This window comes from Paraburkholderia monticola, assembly GCF_001580545.1.
In the GTDB taxonomy this organism is placed as follows: Bacteria; Pseudomonadota; Gammaproteobacteria; order Burkholderiales; family Burkholderiaceae; genus Paraburkholderia; species Paraburkholderia monticola.
The window spans coordinates 223,977-241,972 of record NZ_LRBG01000005.1 but is presented as its reverse complement, the minus strand read 5'-3'; the positions used below and the strand labels follow the sequence as shown (position 1 = coordinate 241,972).

Here is a 17,996-nt window from a genome sequence, read left to right as displayed (position 1 = left end):
TCATGGCGATCCGGGGACTCCTATGGCTAGCCGCGCTGTTCGCCATCGCGGTCGTGCTCGCGGTGGGCGGGCGCTTCGACGCGGGGCAGGTGCTGCTGATCTATCCGCCGTACCGCGTCGACATGTCGCTGAATCTGTTCGTCGTCGGGCTGGTGGTGCTGTTCATCCTGCTCTACGCGCTGTTGCGCATCATCCGCAATATCTGGCGCATGCCGCAGCGCGTCGCCGCGTATCGGGCGCGTTCGCGTGTCGCGAAGGCGCACGCGTCGTTGCGCGATGCGATCGCCAACCTGTACGCCGGGCGTTTCTCGCGCGCGGAAAAAGCCGCCAAAGATGCGCTCTCGAACGGCGACAACAAGGGCGCGGCCGGTCTGATCGCGGCGACGGCGGCGCATCGCATGCATGAATACGCGCGGCGCGACGAATGGCTCGCGCAGATCGACGAAGCCGACTGGCAGGATGCGCGCCTGATGGCCACCGCCGACATGCGCGCCGACGGCCGCGACGCCGACGGTGCGCTCAATGCGCTGACCGAGATGCAATCGCAGGGCGCGCGGCGCATCCACGCGCAGCAGATCATGCTGCGCGCGCAGCAGCAGCTGAAGAACTGGGGCGAAGTGCTGAAGCTCGTGAAGACGCTGGAGAAGCGCGAAGCGATCCATCCGGCCGTCGCGGTGCGGCTGCGTCAGCTGGCGGCGGAGAATCTGCTGCGCGATCGTCGCCACAATGCGGACGCGCTGCTCGAACTGTGGAACTCGCTGTCGGCGACCGAGCGTCATTCGCCGCGCCTCGCCGACACCGCCGCCGAACTGCTGGTCGCGCTGAACCGTCCGCAGGAAGCGCGCAAGATCGTCGAGGAAGCACTCGCGCAGAACTGGGATGCGCGCCTGTTGCGCCGTTATCCCGACACGGCCGGCGGCGATGCGCTGCCGCTGATCCAGAAGGCCGAGGCCTGGCAGAAGGATCGGCCGGAAGACGCCGACCTGATGTTTGCGCTGGGCCGCCTGTGTCTGCATCAGCAGTTGTGGGGCAAGGCGCAGTCGTTCCTCGAACGCGCGCTGAAGCTCGCCGACAACGAGACGCTGAAGATCCGCTCGCATCGGGCGCTCGCTCGGCTGCACGAGCAGCTCGGCGATACCGACAAGGCGAGCCAGCACTATCGCGAGAGTGCGCTGGCGATGAATGTGACGTGAGTTCGACGTGGCCGGCCGCGCGCTGAACCACGCACACCTCTGAAACCGCTACTGAATGGCCGCGGCCTCGTGCTGCGGCCATTTGTTTTTCCGCGCCCGACGCACTCGCCTCTGTCCTTCACAATCCACGATCCTCTCCTACCATGAAGGGCGGAACCGTCTTCGTCCGACGGATCGGCGCAGCGCATCCGCGTGCACGGAAAAGCCATGAAGACCCAAGGACTGATCAGATTTGCCGACTTCGAGCTCGACGTCGAGCGCTACGAACTGCGTCGCGGCGGCGACGAGGTTCGTCTCGAACGTCTGCCGATGGAGCTGCTGATCCTGCTCGCGTCGCGCAACGGTGAGCTGATCTCGCGCGCGGAAATCGTCCGCGCGCTGTGGGGAGCGAATAGCTTCCATGACACGGAAAACGGCATCAACACCGCGATCCGTAAGATACGTCTTGCGCTCGACGACGATCCCATCGCACCGCGCCACCTGAAGACGCTCAAGGGCAAGGGCTATCGGCTCGACGGCATCCGCGAGACCGAGCAGGCGGCGGCGCCGGCGCAGCCGCCGCACGCGGTGCGCGTGATCGTGCTGCCTTTCGACAACATGACTGGCGACCCGGGTCAGGACGCCTTCTGCGATGCGCTCGCCGCCGAAACGTCCGCGACGCTCGGCATGCTCGGCGCCGAGCGGCTCGCGGTGATCGCGCGCACGACCGCGGTGCACTACCGTCGGGCGGGCAAGAGCATCGCCGAGATCGCGCGCGAGCTGACGCTCGACTACGTGCTCGAAGGTTCGCTGACGAGCGACGGCACGCGCCTGCGCATCCTCGCGCAGCTGGTCCGCTGCGCCGACCAGACGCAGATCTGGAGCCACGCGTACGAGCCGGTATCGGCGGGCGCGTTGAACATCCAGCAGGAAGTCGGCGCGACGCTCGCGGCCGAAGTCACGCCGAGGCTCACGCAGCACCAGTTGACCGCGCTCGCGCGCCGGCTGCCCGTCGCGCCCGCGGCGCACGATGCGTATCTGCGCGGCCGCTACTACTGGTATCGACGCGTGCACTTCGATCCGTGCTTCGCGGCGACGCATGCGCTGAGCGGCGAGGACTTCTTTCGCAGCCGCGCTTATTTCGACAGCGCGGTCGAGCATGATCCGACCTATGCGCTCGGCTATGTCGGCCTGTCGAATTTTCATGGCTCGACCGTCGTGCACGGCTTCTATCCGCCGGAGGAGGGCTGGCCGCTCGCGCGCGCCGCGGCCGAGCGCGCACTGGACCTCGACCCCGAGTTGCCGGAAGCGCATCACGCGATGGGCGCCGTTCACTACTTCTACGATTGGGACTGGCGCCGCGCCGAAGCGGCGTTTCTGCACGCGCTGCGTTTGAATCCGAGCTATCCGGAGGCGCATCGACTGTATGCGCGCATGCTGATGTCGATTGGCCGCGACGCCGAAGGCCACGCGCTGATGAAGCGCGCGGAGAAGCTCGATCCGCTTGCGTTTCAAGGGTCGCGCGCGTTCGGCCTGGTGCTGTCCGGCGATCACGAGCAGGCCGTGCGCGAATACTTTAATCGCGCGGCGGCCGAGCGTTCGCCGCTGATCTACCAGATCCTCGCGACCGCGTTCGAGGTGAAGGGGCTCGTCAAGGAATCGGTCGAAGCGACGGTCGAAGCGCTCGTCTGCTGCAACGAACTGGCACGCGCTCAAGCGATCCGCGAACGCTGGGAAACCGGGGCGCACGACGCGGTGCTGCAATGGTTGCGCGCGGACCTGCTGGCGCGGCATCGCGACGGCTACACCTCGCCGCTGTTGCTCGCCGAGGTGTACGCGAGGCTCGGGCGCGCGGAGGACATGTTCCACTGGCTCGACCTCGCGCTCGCCGATCGCTCGTCGCGGCTCTGCGAGCTGCGCACGAATCCGTGGTTCCTGCGCTGGCGGACGACCGGCCGGTTTCGCAGCCTCGAAAAACGGCTGGGCTTCTGAATCCGGCCGGCATGGCTCGCGCGAGCGTCGTGCAGCGGGCCGTCACGTCATTGGCTACCCTTGTACAGCTCCTTTAGACGCCGCTGCATCTCCGGGTCCTGTTGCGACTGGATGAACTCGCGCTGGACCTGATCGCGGGTCTTGCCGGTGGGTGCGCCCATCGCGGTTTGCGTCGCCACGGAGCCGCCGACGGCGGCGAGCGTGTTCTGGTCGACCGGTTGGGACGTTTCGGTGGGGGCCGGTACCTGAGCGTGCGAGGCGGCACCGAAGGCAAGCGCGGCGGTCGCTGCCGCGGTGGCGATGAGAGAGGACGTTTTCATTTCAAGACTCCTGACAGTGGCTCGGGAGGGCGGCCGCGGCGGTGCCGCGAGGCCGGCTGGTCGGCGGGAGGTCGATCGATTGACGTGCGCCTTGGGACACATAGTCCGTCGCGGGGGGCGGCGTGCCCATGGAGCCTGGCTGTAGGAATCGTTAATTTTCGAGTGCCGCGCTACCCATCGGCACGGCTGACTGGACTATTCTTCGGATGACGGTACCGCCCACAATTCGTGTTGCGGCGTCATCGACCGAGAACATTCCAGATATGGAAGCGGACAGGCCAGTTCCCCAGAAAGAACCGACTGCTGCGCTCAACGCACGCCGCTGGCTGCGCTGGCTGCCGGGCGTCACGGTGCTCAAGTCCTACCAGTTGAGCTGGCTGCCGAGCGATCTGACGGCGGGGCTGGTATTGACCACGATGCTGGTGCCCGTCGGGATCGCTTACGCGGAGGCATCCGGCGTCCCCGGCGTGTACGGGCTCTACGCCACGATCGTTCCGCTGCTGGCGTATGCGCTGTTCGGCCCGAGCCGGATTCTCGTGCTGGGCCCGGACTCCGCGCTCGCCGCGCCGATTCTGGCGGTCGTCGTGCAAATCGCGGCGGGCGACCCGTCGCGCGCGATCGCGACGGCCAGCATGATGGCGATCGTGTCAGGCGTGTTCTGTATCGTCATGGGCCTGTTGCGGCTGGGATTCATCACCGAACTGCTGTCGAAACCGATCCGTTACGGCTACATGAACGGCATTGCGCTTGCGGTGCTGATCAGTCAGTTGCCCAAACTGTTCGCGATCTCGCTCGACGAGCGCGGGCCATTGCGCGACGTCGTGGGCCTCTTGCAGGCCATCGCCGCTGGCCGAGCCAACTGGTACAGCTTTGCGGTGGGCGCCGGAAGCCTCGCGCTGATCCTGTTTCTCAAACGCTTCGAGAAGCTGCCGGGCATCCTGATCGCGGTGATCGTCGCGACGCTGTGCGTGACCGCATTTCACCTCGATAGCCTCGGCGTGAAAGTGCTCGGCAAGATTCCTCAGGGCCTGCCGACCTTTGCGCTACCCTGGGCCAGCGACGCCGATCTGGTCAAGATCCTGCTCGGCGGCTGTGCGGTCGCGCTGATCTCGTTCGCCGATACCAGCGTGCTGTCGCGAACGTTCGCGGCACGTTTCCGTAGTCGCGTCGATCCGAATCAGGAGATGGTCGGGCTCGGCGCGGCCAACCTGGCGGCCGGTCTGTTCCATGGCTTTCCGATCAGCAGCAGTTCGTCGCGCACGCCGGTCGCCGAGGCGGCGGGCGCGAAGACGCAACTGACGGGCGTCGTCGGCGCGGTTGCGGTCGCGGCGCTGCTGATGGCCGCGCCCAATCTGATGCGTTACCTGCCCAACAGCGCGCTCGCCGCGGTCGTGATCGCGGCCGCGATCGGTCTGTTCGAGATCACGGACCTGAAGCGGATCTTCCGGATCCAGCAATGGGAGTTCTGGCTGTCGATGGCCTGCTTTGCCGGCGTCGCGGTGTTCGGTGCGATTCCCGGCATCTGCTTCGCGGTGGTGCTCGCCGTCATCGAATTTCTATGGGACGGCTGGCGACCGCATTACGCGGTGCTCGGTCGCGTCGAGGGTTTGCGCGGCTATCACGATATCGAGCGCTACCCGCATGCCGAGCGAATCGCCGGGCTCGTGCTGTTTCGCTGGGATGCGCCGCTGTTCTTTGCGAACGCCGAGCAGTTTCAGGAGCGTCTGCTCGAAGCCGTCGCGGCATCGCCCACACCGGTACGGCGCGTGGTGGTGGCGGCCGAACCGGTGACGAGCGTGGACGTGACCTCCGCCGACATGCTGCGAGAGTTGACGCGCACGCTCGGCGAGCGCGGCATTGCGCTGCATTTCGCGGAGATGAAGGATCCGGTTCGCGACAAGCTCAGGCGCTTCGAGTTGACCGATCTGATCGGGGATGCGTGCTTTCATCCGACCGTGAGCAGTGCGGTCGATAGCTTCGTCGAGGCGGTTGGAGAGGGGTAAGGGTAGCCTGGAGTTGGATCACCGGAGAACCGGTATGCGCTCGTCGTCCGCTGGACAAACGCTTGCGAAAACGGTTTGGGACCGCGCCAGTTCACGTCCACGGCAGACCGTGATCGTGTGTTTTGTTACGGTATTCGTGGTCACGTTGATTCTTGCAGTACACCAATATTTTCTGGTGCGCGCCCGCGAACTCGATAGCCGCTCGCATCGGCTCGACATTCAGGTCACGGCGCTGGACACGGCGATCAGCAACAACAAGCAACAGTTGCAGTTCCTTCGCAGCAGTGCCGAGCGACTTCTTGCGGACCGCACAGTACAACTCGATCCGAATCCGGGTGCCTCCCTTCAGGCAGTACTTCAGGCGCAGGACGAGCGAGTCTGGACGCTTCAGGTTCGGGATGTCAACGCTCCGATCCGGGGTATCGGCACACGGCAGCTTGCGGCGACGCCTGGATTGCACCGCGACGAACCGACATTTCTCGAGGACCTGCGGGTGGCTCAATTGATGAGCCGACTGCTTGCAGTGCAATTCGAGTTGGAGACGGGCGTTGAACGCGCGGTCTATGTCTCGCGGACCGGCATCGTGGTGGCTTATCCAGCCGTTGACGACGACGAGACAGTCCGTCTGTTGAAAAACTTCGGCAGCTCGCGCCTGTTACAGCTCGTCAACCGGAACTCGCCCGACTATGACGTCACGTTCGATCCCATTCGCGGCAGAAAAGACCCGACAGGACCTCGTCTCCTGTTCGGGACACCCGTGACGAGCACGAACCTGGTTCGCGGCATCATCTTCTTCGTCATCCCGCAGCGCGTCGTCCAGGACTACCTGCGGACCAACACCGCCGCGGATGAAACCCACGCTCTCATCGACCCGAGTGGGACGCCAATTGCGACGACCGGGAGTACCTTCCCGGTCAATGACGAGAATTGGCTCAAGACGCTGCCGTCACAGTGGAATGGGCTTTCTGCTGCCACGCTGTTTCAGACACGCAGCGGAATGTTGAGTGCAGGCCAGGGCTTCCTGCTCTTCAGAAAGCTGGATACGGCAGATCTCGTCCTGACCTCCTACGTATCCGCTCAGACCGTATTCCTTTCCGTCGTTCGCCTGACCAGCGCGCTGTTCGCCGGGATATGGCTGCTGATGGCATTCCTTCTCTGGTCCACCCTTTTTGTCGTCGACCGTCTCCTCTCCATGCAGTTGGCACTCAATACGCGGTTGCGGGAACTATCGCTTGTCGATCCCCTGACCGGTCTCGCGAACCGCCGCAGGCTGAAAGAGGAATTCGACGTGCTGACGCGCCGGCGCAACGTCGAGCGCCACGTCGCGCTGCTGATGATCGATATCGACCATTTCAAACGGGTCAACGACGTCTGGGGGCACGCGGCCGGGGACGAGGCTTTGAAGCACCTGGCCCATGTCACGAAGATAGCGGTTCGCCCGGGGGATCTGACGGCACGTCTTGGTGGCGAGGAGTTCTGTGTGTTGCTGCCCGATACAACCGGGGATGACGCGGCCCGGATCGCGGAGCGCGTGCGCAAGGCCATCGCCGGGCATGCCTGCGTCCTTCAGGAGGCGACGGTACCCCGCACCGCGCCGGGCAGGGAGATCTCGTTCACGATCTCGATCGGGGTGGCGGAGATGGTCGCGGATAATCGCCCCGACCTCGATGCGCTGATTGCGCTCGCAGACTTGCGACTTTACGCCGCGAAGGCGGCCGGGCGAAACAGGGTGGTGGCAGGCGAGTTCACGCAAAGCTGAGAAGCCGGACGGTAGTGGGGCGGCCACCACGCCGCCCGGCCACGTTCGTCGGCACGCGTCATCCATGGACGACGCGTGCCTGCGCTCAGAAGAAGCCCAGCGCCTCCGCCTGATAACTCACCAGCAGACACTTCGTCTGCTGATAGTTCGACAACGCCAGCTTGTGCGTTTCGCGTCCGATCCCCGACTGCTTGTAGCCGCCGAATGCCGCATGTGCCGGATACAGGTGGTAGCAGTTGGTCCACACGCGTCCCGCCTCGATCTCGCGTCCCATCCTGTAAGCGCGGGTGCCGTCGCGTGTCCACACGCCGGCGCCGAGGCCGTAGTAGGTGTCGTTCGCAAGCTCGATCGCTTGCTGTTCGTCCTTGAACGTCATCACCGAAGCGACCGGTCCGAAGATCTCTTCCTGGAACACGCGCATGTCGTTCTTGCCGAACAGCATGGTCGGCTTCACATAGAAGCCCTCGCCGAGACCGGCGCCGGGCGTGGCGCGCTCGCCGCCGACGAGGCACTGCGCGCCTTCATCGCGGCCGATGTCGATATACGACAGGATCTTGTCGAGTTGCTGCTGCGACGCCTGCGCGCCGATCATCGTTTCGAGGTTCAGCGGGTGGCCGGCCTTGATACGCTCGACGCGGGCGATCGCTTTCTCGATGAAGCGTTCGTAAATCGACTCCTGCACCAGCACGCGCGACGGGCACGTACACACTTCGCCCTGATTCAGCGCGAACATCGCGAGGCCTTCGAGCGCCTTGTCGAGGAACGCGTCGTCGCGATCGAGCACGTCGGCGAAGAAGATATTCGGGCTCTTGCCGCCGAGTTCGACCGTCGACGGAATCAGGTTCTCCGCCGCCGCGTGCAGGATGCGCTTGCCGACCGGCGTCGAGCCGGTGAAGGCGATCTTCGCGATGCGTTTGTTGGTGGCGAGCGCTTCGCCCGCTTCCTTGCCGAAGCCGCTGACGATATTGACGACCCCAGCCGGGAACAGATCGCCGATCAGCTCCATCAGGACGAGTATCGAAGCCGGCGTCTGTTCGGCGGGCTTCATCACGACGCAGCAGCCGGCCGCGAGCGCAGGCGCGAGCTTCCATGCGGCCATCAGCAGCGGGAAATTCCACGGGATGATCTGACCGACCACGCCGAGCGGCTCGTGAAAGTGATAGGCGACCGTGTTGTCGTCGATCTCCGAGATGCTGCCTTCCTGGGCGCGGATGCAGCCCGCGAAATAGCGGAAATGATCGACGGCGAGCGGCAGGTCCGCGGCCATCGTTTCGCGCAGCGGCTTGCCGTTGTCGATCGTCTCGGCGACCGCGAGCAGCTTGAGGTTCCTTTCCATGCGCTCGGCCACCGCGAGCAGCAGGTTCGCGCGTTCCGCGACCGATGTCTTCGACCATTTGCGACGCGCCGCGTGCGCGGCATCGACGGCGAGGTCGATGTCGGCGGCGTTCGAACGCGGAATGCGACAGAACGGCTGCCCGTTGATCGGCGACACGTTGTCGAAATAGTCACCGCCGACCGGCGGCACCCACTTGCCGCCGATGTAGTTTTCGTAACGCTGGCGATACGGATACTCGATGTCGATGCCGAGGGCTTTCAGGTCAAATGGATTCATCACTTGTCTCCGTTTTGTGATGGTGATCGGGTGACTGCGCGGGACGACATCAGGCACGAACCGTACCAATGCATTGAAGTGCGAAATTTCACGCAGCGCGGTGGGCTGCGGGGTGGGCTTGTCAGGCAGAAGTGTTCCGTTTCGGAACAGTTGCGCGCTCAGCGGGTGTTCAGAAACGCCGCAGACCGGGCAGACACTGATACAGATCAAGAACGCGGCCCCGCGCGGGATCGCCGTGGGCGCCGGGCGGGGAGGCAAAGGGAGTATCCTGTCGGCACGCATCCAGGCGTCCGGCACGACCCGGACGCGTTCAGGAGGAGACAATGCGCGACGACGTTCATCCGGTCAGCCATGCCGCGGCCAAACGCTCCAATGGCTTGCCGGCACCGGCAATCCAGAAATCCCACGAGCGCTCCGAGACCTTCGGTCTGCGCGCCTCGCTGCGACCGGATTACGACATCCTCTCCGAGACGGGCCTCGCACTGAAGCGCGAACAGAACCAGACGCTGTGCGCGCATGCCATGCCGGTCATGGAGACGCTGCGCGAGCAGATCGTCAATACGCAAAGCATGATCGTGCTGACCAATGCCGAAGGCTTGATCCTGCATTCGATCGGCGACGACGACTTCCTGCATCGCGCCGAAAAAGTGGCGCTGCGGCCCGGCGCGAACTGGGCCGAGGATCGCCAGGGCACCAACGCGATCGGCACTTCGCTGGCCGAGGGCTGCGCGATGGTCGTGCATGGCGACCAGCACTATCTGGCGGCGAACCGTTTCCTGACCTGTTCGAGCGTGCCGATTCTCGATCCATACGGCGATCTGATCGGCGTGCTCGACGTGACCGGCGATCATCGCAGCTATCACCAGCACACGATGGCACTGGCGAAGATGTCGGTGCAGATGATCGAAAACCATCTGTTCTCGACCGCGTTTCGCGACGTGCTGCAAGTCTCCTTTCACGGACGGCCCGAGTTCCTTGGCACGCTGATGGAAGGGATCATCGCGTTCACCGATGACGGCCGCTTTCTGTCGGCGAATCGCAGCGCGCAGTTTCAGTTTGGCTTGTCGCTTGCCGCGCTGCGCACGCATACGCTGTCGTCGCTGTTTCAGATCTCATACACGCAACTGATCGACCGGTTGACGCATGGCGTGGCGCCGCATCTGATGCTGAACTTGCACAACGGCGCGGTGGTTTGCGCGCGTGCGCAGTTCAGGCGGACGTCGCTGGCGCAGCGGCACGGGGTGCTCGACGCAGAGCGCGTCGCCGCATCGCAACCGGTGCGCGCCAATGCCCGTCAGCCGGCTGCGGGACTGTCGCGGCTCAGCGATCTCGACACCGGCGATGCGTGCGTGTCCGCGCTGATCGCGAAGGTACGCAAGGTGCTCGGCAAGGACATTCCGATTCTGATCAGCGGTGAGACCGGTACCGGCAAGGAGTTGCTCGCGCAGGCGATTCATAACGATTCGCCGCGTGGCGATGGGCCCTTCGTTGCGGTCAATTGCGCGTCGATTCCCGAGTCGCTGATCGAATCCGAGTTGTTCGGTTATGAAGACGGCGCCTTCACCGGCGCGCGGCGCAAAGGGGCGATCGGCAAGCTGATGCAGGCCAATGGCGGCACGCTGTTTCTCGATGAGATCGGCGACATGCCGTATTCGCTGCAGGTGCGCTTGCTGCGCGTGTTGCAGGAGCGGATGGTGACGCCGCTTGGGGCGGCGAGAGCGGTTCCTGTCGATGTGTCGATCATCTGCGCGACCCACCGCAACTTGCGCGAAATGATCGCGCAGAACCAGTTCCGCGAGGATCTCTACTATCGGATCAACGGGCTTGCGGTTCGCTTGCCGGCGTTGCGTGAGCGTAGCGATCTCGCGGTCGTGGTCGAGAAGATGTTGCAGTGGGAATCGGTTGAAAGCGGGGGGCGGCGCCCGCTCAGCGTTGCGCCGGACGTGATGGCCGCGTTCGGCCGACATGCGTGGAGAGGCAACTGCCGGCAACTCGCCAACCTGCTGCGCACGGCGGCGGCGATGGTGGAGGAGGATGGCGAGATCCGCTGGGAGCATTTGCCGGATGACTTTCTGGATGATGTTCGTGGCGCGGCTGGTGGCGCTTCGGTCTCGTCAGCGATGCCGGGTGTTCCGGCTGCGGACGCGCTTGCGACTGGCGGAGCTTCGGCGCATGATGGCGCGCGGTTGCAGGATGTCGCTACGTCGGTGGTCGCCATGACGCTGGCGCGATATGGCGGCAACGTGTCAGCGGCGGCGCGTGCGCTCGGGGTGTCGCGCAACACCATCTATCGCAGGATGCCGACGACGGAGCGGGCCACGACAACGGACGATGACTGACGTCGGTGAAGAGGAACGGACCCAGATGATTTCGCATGTCTACGTTGCAGTGAATGACTTTGATCGAGCCTTCAAATTCTATTCGGCCGTCATCGGCGAACTCGGACATCAGCTGAAGTTTTGTGAGCCAGATAAACCGTGGGCCGGTTGGATGGCCGAGGGTATGCCGCGTCCGCTCTTCCTTCTCGGCAGGCCCTATGACGGCGACTCAGCGGAGCACGGAAACGGGCACATGGTGGCCTTGCTTGCACCCGATCGTCGTTCAGTCGACAAGGCCTACGCGAGCGCGCTGGCCAATGCAGGTTCTTGCGAAGGCCCTCCCGGCCTGCGACCCCACTACCACCCGGACTACTACGGGGCGTACTTTCGGGACCCGGAAGGAAACAAGATTTGCGTTGTCTGTCATGCACCCGTGAGGCAGTAGCAATCCCGGCATGACGAGCGTGAATCTGTCAGGCGGTGACGACGTGCTGCAGGACGATCCACCCGGACCACGCGATCAACCCAACGCCGAGCGGCGTGCCGATGGACCGGCCCCAGCGGAAATTCTTTTCGGCCGCCATGATCGCGCCAAGCGCTAGCATCCAGCCGATGCTCCCGGTGCCGACCGCGAACATCAGCAGCATCAGCGCCCAGCAGCAGCCGATGCAGAACGCGCCGTGACCGATGCCGAGCAGAAAGCTCTCGCGGCGCGCGCTCCTGCCGCGCCAATGCTCGCTGATGAACATCAGCGGCGAGCGGCATTTGTCGAGACATCGATGCTTGAGGCTGCTGAACTGATAGGCACCCGCGAGCGCGATGATCGCGGCGCCGATCAGCCAGCCATCCCCGAACAAGCTCGGCGATTGGTCCACAACGCGATGGAGCACCGCGTCGAAGCCGTGCGCGGCGAGGCCGAACAGTGCCCACGCCGTCGCGTAACCGCCGATCAACAGCGCCATCAGCGTGCCCTGGTTTTCGCGCCCGCTCGTCATTCGCCTGAAGGTGTCGAACAGCGGGAAGGCGGTCGGCAGCATCATCGCCGCGATCATCAGGAGCCACGCGAGGCTGTGCAGCAACGCCGCGAGCGAGAGACCCGCGCCGGGCACCGCGCGGCATAGCGCGCCGACGAGTGGCAGTTCGGCCCAACTCGCGTGACGCAGATAGCGCGCATAGGGCCCCGCGTCCCACATCCATAACGCGATCCACGCGCTGGTCGTCAATGCGACGAACAGCGGCGCGAAAAGCTGCGAGCGCCGGAGCATCTTCACGACGCGAAGCTGAACGATCCCTGAATCGCGTTATGTCCGCTCAATGCGAGATCGAGATTGAGCTTTTCGTGGCGCAGGCGAAATGAGTTGGCTTTGCCGACGAACGCAGGGGATCCCGGTATCGTCGAAAAGATGCTTTCGACCAGTTTGGTCGGCTCGCCGGTCGGGCCGCGATAGGGCTCCAGCTCGGCCTCGATCGCATCGCCGACTTTCATCCTGCCCTTGCCGTCGACGACCGTGTATTCGATCGGTGCGCGTTCCACCGACACGACTTCGCCGATCAACTTCACGAGATCCGCGAGCGGTCCGCCGCGCTCGCCGCTGTGCACGCTCACCAGGGCGTCGAATTGCGCATCGCTCGCACGCTCGTCGACGAACATCGCGACGCGCCAGCCGCCCTGGAGTACGTTGCCCGGAATGAAGGCCGCGAACGCGATCGTCAAGCCCGAGACATCGATGCCGTCGATCGTGCCTTTGTCGTAGTGGTAGGCAAGCGCGCTGCGGCAAATGCCGTTATCAGGATCTTCTCCAATCCAGCACGGACATAGCACTTTGCACTCGCATACTTCGAGGATGCTGCCCATCAGTTGATAGCTCATTTGCGCCTCCACTGCCGTTTTTATCCGGCCGGGAAGAACAACGCCGGACATCCTTTGTTGTAGGCGTTAAGCGGGCAGGAAGCAAAGCGTGCGGGGCGGCGAATGATTGAAGCGGCTTATTCAGTAGTGCTTTGGCGCCGGGGCGGGCGCGCATTGTCTGGAATTCACTTTGCTCCAACGCAAAGCCCTGACGGTAACGCACCGCCAGGGCCTCACGTCGGCCCTCTCACTTATTGACCATCTTCGCCGGCACGCTGATGGCGAGCAGGCCGCCGAGCACCAGGAAGGCCGCAAGCATGTACATGCCTGAGTCGTTCGCCGCGGTAGCCTGCTTCAACCACCCCACGGCATAAGGACTCAGGAAACCGGCAAGGTTGCCGATCGAATTGATCATCGCAATCCCGGCGGCGGCGCCGGTGCCGGCAAGAATCGCAGTGGGCAAGCTCCAGAACAACGGCAAGGTCGTGAGAATGCCCATCGTTGCCAGCGTCAATCCGGTCATGGCAAGCAAGGTGTTATGCGTCCAGACGACGGAAAGCACCAACCCCACCGCGCCCAAAAATGCAGGCAACGCGATATGCCAGCGCCGCTCCCGGGTCCGATCCGCACTGCGCGCCACCAGCACCATGGCGACCACGGCCGCCGCAAACGGAATCGCCGACAGCAACCCGATCAGGAACGCATCGGTCACCCCGGTCGACTTGATAATCGTCGGCAACCAGAAGCTCACTCCATAAAGGCCCATCACGAACGAGAAGTAGGTGAGACTCAACATCAACACCCGGCCGCTGGTGAGCACCTCGCGAATCGGCATGTCGTGCTTGGTCGCTTCTTCGGCCGACACCTGACTCTCGAGCAATTGCTGCTCCTCACGGGTCAGCCACTTCGCCTTCGAAATCCGGTCATCGAGCATGACGAACACGACGATCCCGACCAGCACCGACGGAATCCCTTCGAGCAGAAACAGCCACTGCCACCCATGCCATCCATTCATGCCGTTGAAGTTCTTCAGGATGTACCCCGAGACCGGACCGCCGATCACCCCCGACAACGCAATCGCCGTCATGAACCACGTCGTCATCCGCCCACGCCGATGCGCCGGATACCAGTAGGTGAGATACAAGATGATCCCGGGAAAGAACCCGGCCTCGGCAAGCCCGAGCAGAAAGCGCATCACGTAGAACATGGTCGGCGTGGTGACGAACATCGTCAGCATCGAGATCACGCCCCACGAAATCATGATCCGCGCGATCCACACGCGCGCGCCGACCTTGTGCAGGATCACGTTGCTCGGCACTTCGAAGATGAAATAGCCGATAAAGAAAATCCCCGCGCCAAAGCCGTACACCGCATCGCTCAAGCCGAGATCGGTGCTCATGCCGAGCTTCGCGAAACCGACGTTCACGCGGTCCAGGTACGCGACGATGTAGCAGAGCATCAAGAGCGGCGCCAGCCGCCATGTGACCTTGCGATAGGTCGCCTCTTCGAACGTGGAAGGCGGCGCGCCCGCGCCGGGATGGTGGAGCGGATCTGCAGGACTTGCCATGACTGTGTCTCCTCGTTTTTTATGGAATCGAACTACCACCGCTGATCGATTCTAGCCGCGGCGGGTCTTTTGCACGACGAATCGATATTGGGGGAAAACACTGACTGCGCACGCAACGCGTGCGCAGCTTTGCATGTGCCGCTAGACGCAGCGCCCCCCGTCCACTTCGAGGCACACGCCGGTGATGAACTCGGCCTCATCGGAAGCCAGATAAAGCGCCGCATTGGCAATATCCTGCGGCGTCGAAAACCGTCCGAGCGGAATGCCCGCCAGAAACTTCTGCCGGTTCTGCGGCGTATCCTCGACGCCCATGAACTCGGATAGCAGCGCGGTCTCGCCGATCACCGGATTCACGCAGTTCACGCGAATCCGCTCCGGCCCGAGCTCGACCGCGAGCGACTTGCTCGCGACGATCACCGCGCCCTTGCTGCCGTTGTACCAGACGAGTCCCGGCCGCGGCCGCACGCCCGCCGTCGAGGCGATATTGATGAAATTGCCGCCGCCTTGCTCGCGGAAATACGGCACGAACTCCTGCACGCTCCAGTAGATGCTCTTCACGTTCACCGCATAGACGCGGTCGAACTCGGCCTCGGTCACTTCGAGCACCGGCTTGTTGCGATGCGTGGTGCCCGCGTTGTTGACGACGATCTGCACGCTGCCGAAGTCTTCGAGCGCGGCCTCGCGCAAGGTGCGCCAGTCGTCGCGTTGTGCGACGTTGCCGGGCACCGCGATCGCCTTGCCGCCCGCGATCGCGATCTCGCTGGCGACGCGTTCGGCGGCCGGCCCGTTGAGGTCGTTGACCACGACGTTCGCGCCTTCGCGCGCAAAGGTCTTCGCGATGCCTTCGCCGAAACCCGAACCGCCGCCCGTGACGATGGCCGTTTTACCTGTCAACCGCATGATGTCTCCGTTATTTGTGATGGATAGTGCGATGCGTCGTTGCGTGTCACCCGAGGGTCTAGCCGTGTCGGATCGCGATCGTCTTCAGCACCGTGAAGCCATACAGCGCCTCGAAGCCTTTCTCGCGACCATGCCCCGAATGCTTGACGCCGCCGAACGGCAACTCGACGCCGCCGCCCGCGCCATAGTTGTTGATGAACACCTGGCCCGAACGCAGGCGTCGAGCGAGCCGCATCTGACGCGCGCCATCGCGGGTCCAGATGCCCGCGACGAGTCCGAACTGCGTGCCGTTCGCGAGCGCGAGCGCTTCGTCTTCGTCGCGGAACGACATCGCGGCGAGCACTGGGCCGAACACTTCGTCGCGTGCGAGGCGGTGGCTCGCGGGCACGTCGCGCAGCAAGGTCGGAGCCTGATAGAAGCCGCTTTCGGGCGCCTCGGGAATCACTTCGCCGTGTGCGGCCATCGCGATGCCATCGTGCTGCGCGTCGGACAGGAAGTCCCACACGCGTTGCTGCTGTTTCGCGCTGATCAGCGGCCCGCAATCGAGGTCGGCATGCGAGGGCCCGACGCGCAGCGCCTGGAACCCATTGCTGAGCCGGTCGAGCAGCGGCTCGTAAATCGCCTTGTCGATCAGGACGCGGCTACCCGCCGAGCAGGTTTGCCCGGCGTTCTGCACGATCGCGGAAATCAGCACCGGCAGCGCGGCCTCGAGATCGGCGTCGGCGAACACGAGTTGCGGCGACTTGCCGCCGAGTTCGAGCGTGACCGGCACATGGTTTTCGGCGGCCATCTGCGTGACGAGCTTGCCGGTGTCCGGCGACCCCGTGAACGACACGTGATCGATGCCCGGATGACGGGCAAGCGCGGCGCCTGCTTCGTGCCCGTAACCGGTCACGATGTTCAGCGCGCCTGGCGGCAGGCCGGCTTCGGCGGCAAGTTCGGCGACCCGCAGCACGGACAGACACGCGTCCTCGGCCGGTTTGACGACGCACGCATTGCCGGCCGCGAGCGCCGCGCCGACGCTGCGCCCGAAAATCTGCATCGGATAATTCCACGGCACGATGTGGCCGGTGACGCCGTGCGGCTCGCGGATCGTCAGCACCGTGTAGCCGGACTGGTAAGGCAGCGTTTCGCCGTGCAGCTTGTCGGCCGCGCCAGCGTAGAACTCGAAATAGCGGGTGAGGGCGGCGGCGTCGGCGCGGGCCTGTTTGAGCGGCTTGCCGGTGTCGCGCGCTTCGAGCTGCGCGAGCTCTTCCTGGCGCGCGGCCACCAGCAGCGACAGCCGGTACAGCACGCGGCCGCGTTCGGCGGCGCTCAGTGCGCCCCATGTGCCTTCGAACGCGCGGCGCGCCACCTGTACGGCGGTGTCGATATCGGCCTCGGTACCGCGCGCGATGCGCGTGAACGGCTGGCCGTCCGAGGGATCGAGTATGGCGATCGATTCGCCGCCGGAACCGGCGCACCACTCGCCGCCGATGAAATGCCGTGCTTCTTCCATGCATGCTCCTTGAAGATGACGCGCGGCCGATGTGCGGCGGCGCGGGTTCGAAGGGGAGACACCAAACGGTAGAGACGCGAAGCGTGAGTCGCCAGACGATTATCGCGCCGATCCAGGCGCGGATGCCACCTGCCGATTGGCTATAATGGCGCATTCCGCACGGTCCGGTGCGTGGCCCCTTCGTTGGGGGCAGAGGGTTGCAGGGTTCGACGTTCGCCGCTCGCACACCGTGCGCATCGCTTCGCATCCGCCGCCCACGCACCGTTCGCCGCATTCCGACTTCCATCCCCTTCAGAGAGCGCTCATGAGCTTCAATCACGTTCCCGCAGGCAAAGACCTTCCGCACGATTTCAACGTCATCATCGAAATCCCGGCGCAAGCCGATCCGGTGAAGTACGAAGCCGACAAGGATCTGGGTCTGCTCGTCGTCGACCGTTTCATCGGCACCGGCATGCGCTATCCGGCCAACTACGGCTTCATTCCGCAGACGCTGTCGGGCGACGGCGACCCGGTCGACGTGCTGGTGATCACGCCGTTCCCGCTGCTGGCCGGCTCGGTGGTGCGCGCACGTGCGCTCGGCATGCTGCAGATGACCGACGAATCGGGCGTCGACGCGAAGCTGATCGCCGTCCCGCACGACAAGGTCTGCCCGATGACGGCGGACCTGAAGTCGGTCGACGACGTGCCGGCTTATCTGAAAGACCAGATCAAGCACTTCTTCGAGCAGTACAAGGCGCTCGAGAAAGGCAAGTGGGTGAAGGTCGACGGTTGGGCGGGGCTCGACGCCGCGCACAAGGAAATCAGCGAAGGCGTGGCGAACTTCAAGAAGTAAGCGCGCCGCGGTTCATCCGCTCGCTGCATGCAGTACCAAAACCGCGCGAGTCCGCAAGGACCGCGCGGTTTTTTATGCGGTTCGCGCGGCGCTCGACTACCGTGCGAAGAGCGTCACAACTCCTTCTGTCTTGCGCGCATAACCTGAACGCATTGCTCCGATGAACGGAACGCA

The 17,996-nt window shown here is 64.3% G+C and carries 14 protein-coding genes; 7 read left to right on the top strand and 7 right to left on the bottom strand.

Annotated features, from left to right (window positions below; translation table 11 throughout):
• Positions 1-2: 2 nt before the first annotated feature.
• Positions 3-1,193 (top strand): heme biosynthesis protein HemY, encoded by a 1,191-nt coding sequence (locus tag CI15_RS09405; protein WP_062126815.1) that lies wholly within the window; start codon positions 3-5, stop codon positions 1,191-1,193.
• A 207-nt stretch (positions 1,194-1,400) separates the two neighbouring features.
• Entirely contained in the window at positions 1,401-3,164 is a 1,764-nt protein-coding gene (locus CI15_RS09400; protein WP_062126812.1) for a winged helix-turn-helix domain-containing protein, read from the top strand.
• Between the two features lie 47 nt (positions 3,165-3,211).
• Here the strand turns inward: CI15_RS09400 and CI15_RS09395 are convergent, their stop codons facing one another.
• On the bottom strand, positions 3,212-3,484 hold the full coding sequence (locus tag CI15_RS09395; protein WP_062126809.1) for a hypothetical protein: 273 nt from the start codon (positions 3,482-3,484) through the stop codon (positions 3,212-3,214).
• 263 nt (positions 3,485-3,747) lie between these two features.
• Between CI15_RS09395 and CI15_RS09390 the strand changes: the two genes are divergently transcribed.
• Both CI15_RS09390 and CI15_RS09385 read left to right on the top strand, forming a co-directional pair.
• A complete protein-coding gene (locus CI15_RS09390; protein ID WP_062126806.1) occupies positions 3,748-5,487 on the top strand; it encodes a SulP family inorganic anion transporter in 1,740 nt (579 codons plus the stop codon).
• Between the two features lie 34 nt (positions 5,488-5,521).
• The gene (locus CI15_RS09385; RefSeq protein WP_062126803.1) at positions 5,522-7,246 is read left to right on the top strand and encodes a diguanylate cyclase; all 1,725 of its coding nucleotides are present in this window, start codon (positions 5,522-5,524) and stop codon (positions 7,244-7,246) included.
• 85 nt (positions 7,247-7,331) lie between these two features.
• Here the strand turns inward: CI15_RS09385 and exaC are convergent, their stop codons facing one another.
• Entirely contained in the window at positions 7,332-8,858 is a 1,527-nt protein-coding gene (gene exaC / locus CI15_RS09380) for an acetaldehyde dehydrogenase ExaC (RefSeq protein WP_062126801.1), read from the bottom strand.
• 323 nt (positions 8,859-9,181) lie between these two features.
• On the opposite strand from exaC, the gene CI15_RS09375 reads away from it, so the two are divergent.
• Positions 9,182-11,197, top strand: coding sequence for a sigma-54-dependent Fis family transcriptional regulator (locus tag CI15_RS09375; protein WP_062126798.1), 2,016 nt, complete (start codon positions 9,182-9,184; stop codon positions 11,195-11,197).
• Positions 11,198-11,222: 25 nt separating this feature from the next.
• Positions 11,223-11,621 carry a VOC family protein gene (locus CI15_RS09370; RefSeq protein WP_062127184.1) on the top strand — a complete coding sequence of 133 codons (399 nt, stop codon included), beginning with the start codon at positions 11,223-11,225 and terminating at the stop codon, positions 11,619-11,621.
• A gap of 28 nt (positions 11,622-11,649) precedes the next feature.
• Here the strand turns inward: CI15_RS09370 and CI15_RS09365 are convergent, their stop codons facing one another.
• From CI15_RS09365 to CI15_RS09345, 5 genes are all read right to left on the bottom strand, one after another.
• Entirely contained in the window at positions 11,650-12,441 is a 792-nt protein-coding gene (locus CI15_RS09365; RefSeq protein WP_062126796.1) for a DUF2182 domain-containing protein, read from the bottom strand.
• A gap of 2 nt (positions 12,442-12,443) precedes the next feature.
• A complete protein-coding gene (locus tag CI15_RS09360) occupies positions 12,444-13,046 on the bottom strand; it encodes a DUF1326 domain-containing protein (RefSeq protein WP_062126794.1) in 603 nt (200 codons plus the stop codon).
• A 226-nt stretch (positions 13,047-13,272) separates the two neighbouring features.
• Entirely contained in the window at positions 13,273-14,592 is a 1,320-nt protein-coding gene (locus CI15_RS09355) for an MFS transporter (protein WP_062126793.1), read from the bottom strand.
• Positions 14,593-14,733: 141 nt separating this feature from the next.
• Positions 14,734-15,492 (bottom strand): SDR family oxidoreductase, encoded by a 759-nt coding sequence (locus CI15_RS09350; protein ID WP_062126791.1) that lies wholly within the window; start codon positions 15,490-15,492, stop codon positions 14,734-14,736.
• A gap of 58 nt (positions 15,493-15,550) precedes the next feature.
• Positions 15,551-16,990, bottom strand: a complete 1,440-nt coding sequence (locus tag CI15_RS09345; protein WP_062126789.1) for an aldehyde dehydrogenase family protein — start codon at positions 16,988-16,990, stop codon at positions 15,551-15,553.
• 304 nt (positions 16,991-17,294) lie between these two features.
• On the opposite strand from CI15_RS09345, the gene ppa reads away from it, so the two are divergent.
• Positions 17,295-17,822, top strand: a complete 528-nt coding sequence (gene ppa / locus CI15_RS09340) for an inorganic diphosphatase (RefSeq protein WP_062127181.1) — start codon at positions 17,295-17,297, stop codon at positions 17,820-17,822.
• The last annotated feature ends 174 nt before the right edge of the window (positions 17,823-17,996 follow it).

Excerpts from the sequence above, each read along its gene's own strand:
- CI15_RS09405 (WP_062126815.1), top strand. The coding sequence starts at position 3 with ATGGCGATCCGGGGACTCCTATGGCTAGCCGCGCTGTTCGCCATCGCG.
- CI15_RS09400 (WP_062126812.1), top strand. The coding sequence starts at position 1,401 with ATGAAGACCCAAGGACTGATCAGATTTGCCGACTTCGAGCTCGACGTC.
- CI15_RS09395 (WP_062126809.1), bottom strand. The coding sequence starts at position 3,484 with ATGAAAACGTCCTCTCTCATCGCCACCGCGGCAGCGACCGCCGCGCTT.
- CI15_RS09390 (WP_062126806.1), top strand. The coding sequence starts at position 3,748 with ATGGAAGCGGACAGGCCAGTTCCCCAGAAAGAACCGACTGCTGCGCTC.
- CI15_RS09385 (WP_062126803.1), top strand. The coding sequence starts at position 5,522 with ATGCGCTCGTCGTCCGCTGGACAAACGCTTGCGAAAACGGTTTGGGAC.
- exaC (WP_062126801.1), bottom strand. The coding sequence starts at position 8,858 with ATGAATCCATTTGACCTGAAAGCCCTCGGCATCGACATCGAGTATCCG.
- CI15_RS09375 (WP_062126798.1), top strand. The coding sequence starts at position 9,182 with ATGCGCGACGACGTTCATCCGGTCAGCCATGCCGCGGCCAAACGCTCC.
- CI15_RS09370 (WP_062127184.1), top strand. The coding sequence starts at position 11,223 with ATGATTTCGCATGTCTACGTTGCAGTGAATGACTTTGATCGAGCCTTC.
- CI15_RS09365 (WP_062126796.1), bottom strand. The coding sequence starts at position 12,441 with ATGCTCCGGCGCTCGCAGCTTTTCGCGCCGCTGTTCGTCGCATTGACG.
- CI15_RS09360 (WP_062126794.1), bottom strand. The coding sequence starts at position 13,046 with ATGAGCTATCAACTGATGGGCAGCATCCTCGAAGTATGCGAGTGCAAA.
- CI15_RS09355 (WP_062126793.1), bottom strand. The coding sequence starts at position 14,592 with ATGGCAAGTCCTGCAGATCCGCTCCACCATCCCGGCGCGGGCGCGCCG.
- CI15_RS09350 (WP_062126791.1), bottom strand. The coding sequence starts at position 15,492 with ATGCGGTTGACAGGTAAAACGGCCATCGTCACGGGCGGCGGTTCGGGT.
- CI15_RS09345 (WP_062126789.1), bottom strand. The coding sequence starts at position 16,990 with ATGGAAGAAGCACGGCATTTCATCGGCGGCGAGTGGTGCGCCGGTTCC.
- ppa (WP_062127181.1), top strand. The coding sequence starts at position 17,295 with ATGAGCTTCAATCACGTTCCCGCAGGCAAAGACCTTCCGCACGATTTC.